The sequence below is a fragment of the Leisingera sp. ANG-DT genome (genome assembly GCF_000813785.1).
Lineage (GTDB): Bacteria > Pseudomonadota > Alphaproteobacteria > Rhodobacterales > Rhodobacteraceae > Leisingera.
Genome location: NZ_JWLE01000004.1, coordinates 57737 through 70951, shown reverse-complemented (window position 1 = coordinate 70951; position 13215 = coordinate 57737). Strand labels below are relative to the sequence as shown.

5 protein-coding genes are annotated in these 13215 nt (G+C 67.1%); 1 reads left to right on the top strand and 4 read right to left on the bottom strand.

From position 1 onward, the window contains the following. Window positions 1-5: 5 nt before the first annotated feature. Complete coding sequence (gene pbpC / locus RA21_RS04750; protein ID WP_052257599.1) at window positions 6-1967, bottom strand: penicillin-binding protein 1C; 1962 nt, start codon at window positions 1965-1967, stop codon at window positions 6-8. 182 nt (window positions 1968-2149) lie between these two features. Continuing rightward, complete coding sequence (locus RA21_RS04745; protein ID WP_193748050.1) at window positions 2150-7600, bottom strand: alpha-2-macroglobulin family protein; 5451 nt, start codon at window positions 7598-7600, stop codon at window positions 2150-2152. Between the two features lie 150 nt (window positions 7601-7750). Between RA21_RS04745 and RA21_RS04740 the strand changes: the two genes are divergently transcribed. After that, the gene (locus RA21_RS04740) at window positions 7751-10102 is read left to right on the top strand and encodes a response regulator (protein WP_039146894.1); all 2352 of its coding nucleotides are present in this window, start codon (window positions 7751-7753) and stop codon (window positions 10100-10102) included. 243 nt (window positions 10103-10345) lie between these two features. Here RA21_RS04740 and yaaA read toward each other — a convergent pair whose 3' ends face one another. Together yaaA and recQ are read right to left on the bottom strand one after the other, a co-directional pair. Further along, window positions 10346-11110: a peroxide stress protein YaaA gene (gene yaaA / locus RA21_RS04735; RefSeq protein ID WP_039146891.1), complete on the bottom strand. Its 765-nt coding sequence runs from the start codon at window positions 11108-11110 to the stop codon at window positions 10346-10348. Window positions 11111-11139: 29 nt separating this feature from the next. After that, window positions 11140-13197 (bottom strand): DNA helicase RecQ, encoded by a 2058-nt coding sequence (recQ, locus tag RA21_RS04730; RefSeq protein ID WP_039146889.1) that lies wholly within the window; start codon window positions 13195-13197, stop codon window positions 11140-11142. Between the last annotated feature and the right edge of the window lie 18 nt (window positions 13198-13215).

Sequence of the window (13215 nt, the reverse complement as noted above, 5' to 3'; positions counted from 1 at the left end):
CGGGATCAATCGATCCTCAGGTTAACCCGGTCGGAGCGGCCGGCGCCATCGACAATCACCAGCGAGGAGAAGCCGGGGCCGGGGCTGGGCAGGGAGAACTCGCGCCTGCGCTGGCCCGAGAGCACCGGCTGGCCGTTGGCCATCACCAGAAACGGCGCGGTGCCGCCGCGGAGTTTCAGAGTGAGGTCAGCACCCTCCAGCATCAGCCGGGCGCCTTCGGGCGGAAAGATCAGCTCCGGTGCGTCTGCTGGTTCAGAGAAGGCCGCATCCCGCGGGCGGAAGCGCTGCAAGGGCGGCGGCAGGTCTGCGGAGCTGACGATCAGCGTAGCGGGGGGCGGCGGCGGCAGAGGATCGAGCGCGGGTTTCAAACGGCCAAAGGCCTCAAACAGCACCGGTGCAGCCAGGTCGCCGCCGAAGATGCCGGGCACCGGCGTGCCGTCGGCACGGCCCATCCAGACGCCGATCACGTGGCGCCCGTCCCAGCCGATCGCCCAGGCATCGCGGTGGCCATAGGAGGTTCCGGTCTTATAGGCGATGGTTCCGGCCCGCGCACTGGCAGGGACCGGCAGCCCGCGCAGGATGTCAGCGACCTGCCAGGCGGCCTCGGGGGAAGTGAGGCGGCCTGCGGGCTGCAGCGCGTTGCCCTGCATCATGCGAAGGCGCGGCCCCTGCCCGCCTGCGGCCAGCCCCGTGTAAAGCTGCACCATGTCCTGCAGGCTGATGCCGAGGCCGCCGAGCGACAGCGCCAGCCCTGGCGCGCCGCCGGGGAGTTCCGGGCTGGCGCCGCTGGCGCGCAAGGACGCCATCACCCGGGCCGGGCCAAGCTCTTGCGTCAGTGTCACCACGGGGATGTTGAGGGACAGGTGCAGCGCCTCACGCACGGTTATGTCGCCGCGGAATTCGCCGTCGAAGTTCTGCGGCGCGTAGCCTGCGAAATTGACCGGGCCGTCGTGGACCAGAGTTTCCGGATGCGCCAGCCCCTGGTCGAAGGCGAGGCCGTAGATCAGCGGTTTCAGAGTGGAGCCGGGAGAGCGGATGGCCTGCGTCATATCGACAAAACCGCGCCGACTTGTATCGGAGTAACCAGGGGAGCCGACCATCGCCAAAACTTCTCCGGTCTGGTGGTCAGCGGCGATGAGCGCGGCGGAGAGGCGCGGGTCTGAGCTGCGCACGGCTTCACCCAGCAGGGTTTCCATCCGGGATTGCACTGCGCCGTCGAGTGTGAGGCGCAGCTGGCGTTTGCCGGGATGCTGCGCCGCGACCCGGTCCGACAGATGCGGCGCGAGGCGCGGGAAGGCGGCCATCTTGTAAGGCAGTACGGTCTGGCGGCCGGCAGCGGCCTGTTCTGCACTGAGGATGCCTTGGGCTTCCATGCGCTTCAGCACCCGGTCGCGGGCCTTGCTGGCGGCCTCGGGGAAACGGTCGGGGCGGCGGCGTTCAGGGCTCTGCGGCAGGGCGACCAGCAGCGCGGCCTCAGCCGGGGTCAGGCGCTTTGGCTCCTTGGCGAACCAGCTGTAGGTCGCAGCGCGGATGCCTTCCGCTGCACCGCCATAGGGAGCGTGGGTCAGGTAGAGGGTGAGGATCTGATCCTTGCTGAGACGGCGTTCCAGCGCCAGCGCCACTCGCATCTGCCGCAGCTTGCCCGCCCAGCGCCCGGTGGTGCCGTCTTCCAGCAGGCGCGCCACCTGCATAGTGAGGGTGGAGCCGCCGGAAACGGCGCGGGTGTTCCACAGCGCCTGGCCTGCAGCGCGCAGGAGGGCGATGGGGTCAACGCCGAAGTGGGAGCGGAACCGTTTGTCCTCGTAGCGCAGGAGCATCTGCAGGAAGCGCGGGTCGACGTCGGCCGGCTGGACGGCAAGGCGCCAAAGGCCGTCGCCCACGGGGTAGGCACGCAGCAGCTTGCCGTTGCGGTCGAGGACTTCAGTGGATGTCTCGGTGAGGGTGAGAGGGAGGTTTGTGCGGTCTATCCAGGTGTCAAAGGCCCGGTGGGCCGAGAAGGCAGCGACAAGACCAAGCGCTAGAACAGCCGCACCCCATTTCCACTTCCTGCCTGGCCGATAGGCCGGGCAGCGCCCGTCCGCCCCCCCGGGCGGGCGATACTCGCCCCCCCGCGGACGGGCAATGCCCTTAGTTCTTTTGAACAGGCGTTTCACCTAACCTCCACACGCCCTGCCGCCGTACGGGCGCGGTAGGCCGGGCGGTACATGTCCTCGACCGAGGCCGCCGGATGGAGGAACACGCCGGATGTCACTGCACGAACCACATAGGCCAGCGTCACCTGTCCGGCGTCGCGCACATTCACCGCCGCCAGGAAGCGGTCGCTGCGGAACTCGGCGTGTTCCGCCTCAGCCGGGTTCAGCCAGTCGAGATCGCGCAGATCGCCGGAGCGCAGGAGGTTGGGGTTGTCGATCTCAAATCCCGCAGGCAGCGGGTCGTTGATCATCAGCCGGGCGCCGGTTTTCTCATGCGGCGTCACCCGCAGGACGGCGACAAAGCGGGCGCCTGCTTGCACGGACTGCACCTCCAACGGCTGCCCCTCCAGCGTGAAGTAGCTGCGCTCGATGGTGTAGCCGAAGCCGCCTGCGGCCGGCGGAACCTCTGGCACGCCAAGGGTGGTGAGGGTTATTTCAGCTGTTTTGCCGCTGGCGGCGGTCAGTGCCAGTTCCGGCACGTCCTGACCGTCAGCCGCCTGCACAAACGGGCCCTGGACCGGCTGGCCGTTCACGAGTAGACCTGCGTCCTCGGGATTCTGCGCCAGCGCATGGGCGGCCATCAGGGTCCACGCGGATTCTTGGGTGGAGCGATAGCCGCTGGCGTTTGAAAGCCGCGCGGACAGGCCGGCGCGGTCCACGGCCTCTGATCCGGCTTCAGCCGCCAGAGCCAGAACGCCCGCGGTGTCGCGCAGGCGGGTGCCGAAATCGGCGCGCCAGAGGCGGGCTTCACCTTGGCTCTCGGCACCGATCATCTGCGCGGCGCGGGCAAACATCCGGTCGGCGCGGCGCTGGTCGCCATAGGCGGCAAGCGCGGCACCCAGCTGGGCGGCAGCAAGGGGCGTGGCAAAACCCTCGCCCTTCACATCAGCGTAATAGCGCAAGTCGCCCATCTGGGCCGCGCCTTCACGGGCCAGCACCAGGAGGGCATAGGCGATCTCCTCGCCGCCGATGTCGAAATCGGCAGCATAGTTGATGCGGTTGCGCAGGTTGTCCATTGCCTGGGCAAAGGCCTGTTGCGGCACCTCATAGCCTTGCGCACGGGCGCGGCTGAGGAAGTCGCTGGCATAGGCATCCAGCCAGAACTCGCCGCTGTCGGCGCGCCAGAGGCCGAAGGCTCCGCTGGGGGCCTGGCGGGTCAGCACCTGGCGGATAGCGGCGTTGATACGGGCATCCACCGCCGGGCCGTCACCCAGACCTGCGGCCTGGGCGACAGAGCTGAGGTAGAGGAGCGGCAGCGCCTTGGAGGTGACTTGCTCCGTGCAGCCGTAGGGGTACTGGTCCAGCTCCGCCAAGAGGCCCGGCACGTCGAATTTCGCCAGCGGGCCGGAGGAGATGGTGGCCCGGGCGGTGCCCGGGCGGAGGCCCGCGAATACGTCCTTGCTGAACAGGAAGGTGTCACCGGCTGCGAGGGTGAAACGGCGGGTTTCCGAGGTCACCGGATCATTGGCACGGACGGGCATCCGCAGGTCTTGCCGCAGCTCCTGCCCGTCCGGCGTGGTGAGGGTGAGGGTCAGCGCGTGGTCGCCCACGGTTTCAGCGGTGACGGGGAGTTCCAGCACTGCCTTGCCCTGATCTGCCAGAATGACGGAGGTTGGCAGGCTGCCGAGCGTCAGGCCGCCGGCGGTGGCTGCCGTCAGCTGCATGTCTCCGGCGGGGCCGTCTGCGTGGACGATTTCAATGCGGGCGCGGCTTTGATCGCCCGGCGCCAGGAAGCGCGGCAGCGAGGCAGTGACCACCACCGGATCGCGCACCAGCATGTCGGCCTCCGCCTGCCCCACGGCCTTGCCTGACCAGGCGACTGCCATCAGCCGCACGGTGCCGTTGAAGGCGGGCAGCGTCAGGGGGAACTCCGCCTCGCCATTGGCGTCCACTTTCAGCGGGCCGGAGAACAGCGCCACAAGGTCCTGCGTTGGCGGCGGCGATTGCATTTTCATGCCGCTGTCCGCATCACCGCCGGAGCGGATCCGTCCCATCGCACCGTTGCCGGGGTCAATGAGGCGGCCGTAGACGTCGCGCAGCTCCATCCCCAGGCGGCGCTGGCCGTAGTAATGCGCGCTGGGATCGGGGCTGGTGAAGCCGGTGAGGTTGAGGATGCCGAGGTCGACGGCGGCAACCGTCAGCCAGACCTCCTCGCCCTCAGCCGCGCCGTCCACGCGGAGTTTTGCCACTTGGGTGCCGCGCGGGCGGGTGACTTCGGGGACGTCAATCGCGACCTGCAGCTGCTGGCCGGGCTGGGTGACGCTGGCGTGAGCCAGTCCCAGGGCGCGCAGCGGGGTGCGGCCACGGTCGCCGGCCACCGGCTGGATCACGGTTGCAGTCACATAGGCGCCGCTGCCCCAGTCCTGCGTGACCTCCAGCGGGATCACGGTTTCGCCGGCAGGCACTTCCACCGCCATGCGGTGGATCAGGTGGTTGGAGACAACCGAGACCAGCGCCGTGCCCGCGGCCTGCGGCACGATACGCAGGCGGGCGGTGTCGCCGGGGGCGTAGCTTTCGCGGTCCAGCGACAGGTCCAGCCGGGCGGGGGTCTCGGTACTGCCTTCGGGCGCATACCAGCCGGCGTAGAAGTCATAGGCGGCAGAGGCATATGCGCCGTCGAGACGCTCCACCACCAGTTCATAACGGCCCCAGTCGACGGGCTGGGAGAGCGCAAGCGGGTCGCTGCCCAGCTGCGCCTCGCCGGTGGCGATACGGGTGCGGCGGGTGATCGGCTCCCAGTTCCAGTTGCCGTAGAGCTGATACCATTGATAGCGGGTTTCGACCCGGTTCAGGGTCCATTTCACGCGCATCGGCATAGGGGTGAGGTCGGGGGCCAAGGCGATCAGTTCAAAGCCGGCTTCTGAGCCTTCTGCCGCGACCTCGTCAAACTGCGGCTTGATGCCAAGGACCGGGCCCGCGGGCCGCACAGGCAGCTCCAGCGTGCGTTCCACCGGGCGGGCGGATCCATCGGCAACGCGGGTGGTTAGGGTGGCGAGCAGCGGCTTTCCCTCGGCCGGGGTGGCAGCGGGGAGGCTGGCGGAAATGACAGCGCTGCCGTCTGTGCCGGTTTCCTGGCCGCCGAAGTATTCGGTCTGGGCGGAGGAGGCCTCATCATAGCGGCCGAAGCGGAAGCCCGGCCATTCAGTCAGCGTATTGGCAGCGGTGAGACGGATGCTGCCCTCTACCTTGAGACCTGCGCCGGGGGCGCCGAACAGGTAGTCGGCTTGCAGATCAATCTGGGCTGCACCGCCCGGCTGGAGGGCATCTGCATTGGCGACCTTCTGGGTAAAGTCGATGCGCTCAGGCAGAAAATCCTCAACCAGGATCTGGCGGCTGGCCAGCGCCGGGGCCTTGAGGTCGCTCTTGATCTCGATCCGCCAGGTGCCGCGCGGGGCGGCGGGGCCGGTGGCAAGGGCAAAGACATGGCCGCCCTGATGGCCTGCGGCGGAGGTCTGGCGGGTGTATTCCACGCCGTCCGGGCGCAAAAGGATTGCGGTGAGCGGCAAGCCGTCGATGGCCTGCGCATTGCTGTCGCGGGCCAGCGCGGTCGCATGCACGGTTTCCCCGGCGCGGAAGGCGCCGCGGGTGGTCGCCAGGAACACATCCACCGGCCCCGGGGCGGGACGGCCCGAAACGCCGCGGTCGGAGAGGTCAAAGGCGGCATCATTGAGGGGCAGGAAGGTGAAATCCCCCTCCCCTGCCCGCGCGGTGATCAGCGCCGGTGCCGCGCCGCTGGTGCCGCGGGTGAGGCCTGGGGCAAAATGCACATATCCGCTGGCGTCGCTGCTGGCGGTCGCCAGAACCTCATTGGCGGCGGAGATCAGGCTGACCTCGGCATCCGCCTGCGGTTTGGCATCGCGCAGCCCCTGCACCTGCACATGCAGCCCGTCGCTACCGGACATGGTGCTGAGGCCGAGGCCGGTCAGCACAAACCACTGGGTGGCGCCTGCATCGTCATAAGGATCAGCGCCCGGCACCCGGGCGGTTAGGGCGTAAAGCCCCGGCTTCTTCTGCCCGGTCAGCGCATCTTCCAGTGGCAGGCGGCTGGTCATCACCTGATTGATGGCGGTGTCAACGCTGGCACTGCCGGTCCAGATTTCCTCGGCAATATCCGAGGCAAAATGCTCATCCTCCCACTGGGAGAGCGGCTTGGCGAAATAGCCCTCCTGCAGAGTGCGCAGCACGTTGCGGCTGCTGACCCGGCGCAGGCGCAGGTCGAGGTCCGTGACATTCACAGTTTCCACCGGCAGCGCCGCCTGACCGCCTGCGGGCAGCACATAGGCGCGGCCCGGGAAGCGGACCTGCGGGGAGCGGTCGCGGACATAGTGGGTCAGCTCCACGTCCTTCAGTAGCTGCTCGCCGCTGGCGGCGGGCAAGCCGCGGCGCAGGGTGATGCGGTAGCGCTTGCCGTGCTCCACCCCGTCCACACACAGCTGGCGGCCCTGAACGGTAACGGCCAGGCCGCCCTCGCCCATGCGGACATAGTTTTCGTAGTCGGTGCCAGCCTGTTCCAGATCTTCGGAAAACTCGGCACAGATGCGCGGTGCGGCACTGTCGCTCTCCACCGTGCTGGAGGTGACGCGGAAGCCGTATTTCCGGATGGCATGGTTCAGCAGCTCAGCGTTGGCCTTGAGAGGAATGATCTCCTCCGCCAGATGCAGGAGCGGCAGCATATCCCGCCCGCGGCCCAGTGTTTCCACCGACTCAGCCGCCTGGCGCAGCGCCTGGGCCTGCGCCTCGGGTGCCTCTGTCCGCAGGTAGCCGTTCAGCGCCGCGGAATAGGCCTGCACACGGTAACGGCGCTGCTGGCTGCGGCTGTTGCTGTCCTTGGCGGCACGCAGCAAATTTCCTGAAAATTGAGTCCAATCCGCAGCCTCATCGCTCAGCACCGCGGCCTGCGCCATCCAGCGCAGCGCAGCCAGCGACTCGCCGCCCCGAAGCAGGGTGCGGGCAGCGGTGCGGGCCTCATCTGCGTCATTGGTTTCCAGCGGGTAGTCCAGTCCCATAGTGCGGGCTAATCCGGCGGCGCGCTGCAGTTCCTGATCCGACAGGAAATCCAGCCGCGCGGCGCGCGATGCTGCGGAGGCGGCCAGCCCGGGCGCGGCGGGCTGTTTCACCGCTGACAGGGCCCCCGCATAAGGGCTGGATTGTCCCAGCGCGGATTTGGGGAAACAGGCGTTTGCCCGTTGATTGAACACGAATCCAGCGCAGTCCGCCTGCGCTGAGCAAGCCCGGGCGCAGGACGCAGCATCGGTGTCAAACAGCGGCTGCAGGTCGGATCCGAAGAAATCGGTATCCGCGTAAGCCTGGTAACGAAACTCAGGAACCGCCTGCTGCGCCTGGGCAGCCGGCAGAAACACAACAAAAGCAATGAAATAGAGAAAAGCAGAAGCAAACAGACGCGGCATGGCACCCTCCAATACTGGGGGCAGGCTGGCACGGGCTTAACGTCATAGCAAGATTCCTCCGCGTAACAAAAAGGGAGAGCAGCGCCGCTGCCCTGCGCGCAGAAATTGCTGGGCGCTATTTTGTGCTGATGGATTGCGGAGTTTGCAGGGATGAGCCTTGCTGACAAACTGGCGGAGGAACGGCGGGCAAGGCTCGCCGCCGAACGGCTGCTTGAGCTGAAGCAAGCCGAGTTGTCCGCTGCCAACCGCAAACTGGGCCGCCACGCGCTGGCGCTGACCAAGCAGATCGGCCAGACCCAGGCCGAGGTCGCCACCGTGCGTGACGAAAACGCCAAGGTGAAATCCGACCTTCACACCGCCAACGAGAAGATCGAGACCGCCGAACGGCGGCTGTGGCATTCGATCCAGGCGTTTCAGGACGGGTTTGCCTTCTTTGACGCGGCCGGCCATCTGATCGGCGCCAACACGGCTTACCTCAACATCTTTGACGGGCTGGAAGAGGTCACGCCGGGCATCACCTACGCGCGAATCCTGGAGCTGCTGATCGAAGAGGGGCTGATCAGCACCGGCAGCATGAAGGCCGGCGACTGGCATGCGATGATGACAGAGCGCTGGAAGTCCGATTCCCCGGAACCGGTTGTGGTCCAGCTCTGGGATGAGCGTTACTTGCGGCTGATTGACCAGCGCGGCCATGGCGGTGATGTGGTGACGCTGGCGCTCGATATCACCTCAACCGTGCGTTATGAGCAGGAACTGCAGGATGCCCGCGCCCGGGCCGAGGCCGCAAACCGCGCCAAATCCGCCTTCCTCGCCAATATGAGCCACGAGATCCGCACCCCGATGAACGGTGTGGTCGGCATGGCGGAACTTCTGAACGACACTGAACTGGACGATGAGCAGCGGCTTTATGCCAAGACCATCAAGAACTCGGGCGAGGCGCTGCTGGTCATTATCAATGACGTTCTGGATTACTCCAAGATCGAGGCCGACAAGCTGGAGCTGCACCCGCAGGAGTTCGACCTGGAGCGCAGCCTGCATGAGGTGGTGATGCTGCTGCAGCCCACCGCCCGCGATAAGGGGCTGGCGCTGCTGGTGGATTACGACCTGTTCCTGCCCACCCGCTTCACCGGCGACCCGGGCCGCATCCGGCAGGTGCTGACGAACCTGGCCGGCAATGCGGTGAAATTCACCAAGACGGGCCATGTCACTCTGCGGGTGACCGGCATCACCTCCCCCGAAGACGGCCAATGCGCGGTGCATGTCACCATTGAGGACACCGGCATCGGCATCCCTGCCGACAAAATCGAGCATGTGTTCGGCGAATTCAACCAGGTCGAGGACGAGCGCAACCGCAAGTTCGAGGGAACCGGCCTGGGGCTGGCGATCTCCAAACGCCTGATCGAGATGATGGGCGGCGAGATCTGGGTCGACAGCGAAGAGGGCAAGGGATCCTGCTTTGGCTTCCGGGTGCCGCTGCCGGTGACTGGCCCGGCTGAGCAGGCGCTGCCGAAACTGCCCGGCAGCCTGCGCCATGTGCTGCTGGTGGATGATGTGCCGCTGAACTGCGAGATCCTGCAGAAGCACCTGCAGATGCTGGGGCTGCAGGTGACAACGGCCGGCACTGCCGCCGAGGCGCTGGCGGCGATGCAGGGCGGCATCAGCCTGGTGCTGAGCGGCCATAACCTGCCTGGTTTGGACGGCTTGCAGCTGGCCCGCGACCTCAGGGCTTACGGCTGGGACCGGGTGCCGGTGCTGCTTCTGAACTCCAGCCCGCATGCTGCCATTGGGCCAGATGTGCGGCAGCTGGTCAGCGGCGTGCTGCAAAGCCCCGCACCGCGCAGCGATCTGTTCAGCCAGCTGGCCCGGATCGGCAGTGACGCCGCGGCTCCGGCCCCGGTTCCCGCCGCGCCTGCTCCAGCGGCGCCTGCTTCAATAGCCCCCGCAGCTGCTCCTGCGGCACCGGATGTGGTGCCGGCTCCCTCACCCGTGCCTCCTGCACCTGCTGCGGCGGTGCCGGCACAACCTGCTGTCCCTGCTGCCGCTGCCCCGCCTGCAGCCCCTGTCGTGCGCAAGATGCGGGTTCTGGCGGCGGAGGACAACAAGACCAACCAGCTGGTGTTCCGCAAGATCGTGAAGGAGCTGAACATCGAGCTGCAGTTCGCCGGCAACGGGCTGGAGGCGGTGGAGGCGTTCAAGACCTTCCGCCCTGACCTGATCTTCATGGACATCTCGATGCCGGTGATGGACGGCAAGGAAGCCACGATGGAAATCCGCAGGCTGGAAGCCGGGACAGGCACCCATGTGCCGATGGTGGCGCTGACCGCACATGCAATGGCAGGCGATTCCGAGGGTATTCTGGCTGCCGGGCTGGACCATTACCTGACTAAACCGCTGCGCAAGGCGCTGATCCACGACCAGATCCGCAGTCATGCGCCTGCAGGCGTTAAACCGGTGGAGGCTGATGGTCCGCCTGCCCAGGCTGCCGCGGGCGGCGCACCCTAAGCAGGCCCCGGGGCCCTATTGCCAGCCGCTTTCTGCCCGCGTCCCAAGGCTCGGTGGGCAAGGCTTTGGGTCCGCCACAAGCAGCTGAGGCTGCGGCCGTCACAATCTAATCCTGTCTTGACGCGCCGGAGACGCCCTTATGCGGCCTTGGGCCCGGCTGCGCGTTCCGCGCGCTGCCGGGCCCAACCGGAACGGTGCATTCTTTGAATGTGCCGGAGCGGGCGGGAGCCTCCCCGCTCTCACTCAGGATTTGCGTAAGAAGACAGGCTTGTCCGGCTCCGACATCTGCGGCTGGTAGGCATAGCCGCCGGCATCGAAGTCCTTGAGGCTTTCGCTATCCGTCAGCCGGCGCTGGATGATATAGCGCGCCATCGCTCCGCGGGCGCGCTTGGCGTAGAAGCTGACCACCTTGGGGGTGCCGTTCTTGTCTTCCATGAACACCGGGGTGACCACCCGCAGCTTCAGCGCCGCCAGATCCACCGCACCGAAGTATTCCTGGCTGGCGCAGTTCACCAGCACCTCTGCGCCCACGGCCTCTGCCTGCGCGTTCAGCGCCTCGGATATTTGGCTGCCCCAGAATTCATAGAGGTTCTTGCCGCGCGGGTTCTTGAGGCGCGAGCCCATCTCCAGCCGGTAGGGCTGCATCGCATCCAAGGGGCGCAGCACGCCGTAAAGGCCTGAGAGGATGCGGAAATGCTCCTGCGCCCAAGCCATTTCATCCGTGTCCAGCGAGGATGCCTCCAGCCCCTGGTAGGTGTCGCCGGCAAAGGCCAGCGCCGCCGGGCGGGTCGCATCCGTTTTCGGGTCGGCGGCAAACTCCTGGAACCGGGCATGGTTCAGCTTGGCCAGATCCTCGCTGATGTGCATCAGCTTCATCAGGTCTGCCACCGATTGTTCGCGCGCCACATCCGCCAATTCCACCGCATCGTCATGCAGCGCGGGCCAGGTCATCTCCTGATCCCGTTCCGCCCAGTCCAGCTTCTTGGCCGGAGAGGTTACTACCAGCATATCTGCCCCCTTCTGCTCATGGCGCGACCCTAGCCCGCGCCGCGCAGGACGTCCAGAAATGCCGAGGCGAAACGTTCGGCGCGGCGCTCCCCTAACAGCCTTGTGATGCCGGCCTCGTCGCCAGCACGCAGCTGCGCCACCTTGGCCAGCAGCGACGCCGAACAGCTGAGCGGCTTCAGCGTGCCGCATGCACCGCGGGCGAGCTGTGCCTGCGCTTCCAGCAGCCCGTCAAAAACGGAACCGGAGTCCCGGCCCGCCAGCTTGCGCCGTGCCGGATGCAGCTGCTCAACCGCACCGGTGATCACGCCCAGGAAATCATCGCCGTAGCGTTCCAGCTTCTTGGCGCCAACGCCATTGATGCGCGCCATCTGGTCGAGGGTTTCCGGGCGCAGCTCGGCCATCTCGATCAGGGTGCGGTCGGGGAAGATCACATAGGCCGGCACTTTCTGCGCCTCGGCCAGCGCGCGGCGCTTGGCCTTGAGCGCCGAGAGCAGCGGGGCGTCCTCCTCGGAGACCAGCGCCTTGACCGCCGGGCGGCGGTCTGCGGATTTGATGGTGTCGCGGCGCAGCTCAATGGACTGCTCGCCGCGCAGGATCGGCAGCGCCGCTTCGGTGAACCGCAGGGCGCCGTGGCGTTCCGGGTCCGGGCGCAGCAGGTCATGGCCCATCATCTGCCGGAACACCGCCTGCCACTGGCGCTTGCCAAATTCCTTGCCGCAGCCGTAGACCGACAGTTCGTCATGGCGCTTGGCGCGGATCCGCTCGTTGTCGGCACCCAGAAGGATGTCAATCAGATGGCCGGAGCCGAACCATTCCTCTGTCCTGAGCACCGCCGACAGCGCCTTTCGCACCACTGTAGTGCCGTCGAACACATCAGCGGGCGTGTCGCAGAGATCGCAATTGCCGCAAGGCTCCGCCTCTTCGCCGAAGTAGCCCAGCAGCTTCTGGCGGCGGCAGCGCAACGCCTCGGCCAGCCCCAGCAGCGCATTGAGCCGGGCGTGATCGGCGGCGCGGCGTTCGGGCGGGGCGAGGCCCTCGTCGATCTGGGCGCGGCGCAGGCGGATGTCGTCGGGGCCGAACAGGGTCAGGGTTTCGGCCGGCGCGCCGTCGCGGCCCGCGCGGCCGATTTCCTGGTAGTAGGCCTCTATGGATTTCGGCAAGTCGGCATGGGCGACCCAGCGAATGTCGGGCTTGTCGATGCCCATGCCGAAGGCAACCGTTGCGACCACGATCAGACCGTCCTCGCGGGCAAAGCGGGTCTCGACGATGCGGCGGTCCTCAGCCTCCATGCCGCCGTGGTAGAAACAGGCGGAATGGCCTGCTTCGCGCAGCGCAGCAGACAGCGCTTCGGTTTTGGCGCGGGTGCCGCAGTAGACGATGCCGGACTGGCCCTTGCGGGCGGCGGCGAACTCCAGGATCTGGCGGCGCGGGCTGTCCTTGGCCCCGAAGGCGAGGTGAATGTTAGGCCGGTCAAAGCCGCGCAGGAAACTGCGGGGGGCCTCGCCGTCGAAGAGTTTCTGGACGATTTCTTCCTGCGTTTCCTGGTCTGCTGTCGCAGTGAAGGCGGCCAGCGGCACGTCCAGGGCGCGGCGCAGCTCGCCGATGCGCAGGTAGTCGGGGCGGAAGTCATGGCCCCACTGGCTGACGCAATGGGCCTCGTCCACCGCAATCAGGCTGACGCCGATGCGGCGCAGCATCCCCATGGCCGCACCGGAGGCGAGGCGTTCGGGGGCCATGTAGAGGAGCTTGAGCCGCCCGGCCTCGATTGCCTCCCAGACCTGTTCGGTCTCTTCATCGGTGTTGCCGGAGGTGAGGGCGCCTGCATTGACGCCGGCCTCCTGCAAAGCGCGGACCTGATCGCGCATCAGCGCAATCAGGGGAGAGATCACCACGGTGATGCCGTCGCGCAGCAGCGCGGGCAGCTGGAAGCACAGAGACTTGCCGCCGCCGGTGGGCATGATCGCCAGCACGTTTTCCCCGGCGGTCACGGCGTCGACGATCTCCTCCTGCCCCGGGCGGAAGGCGTCAAAGCCGAAAATCTCGCGCAGAATGGGAGTCGCGCCGCTGAGGGCGGTCATATCCGTCATGGGGGCGGAGGGCCTCGT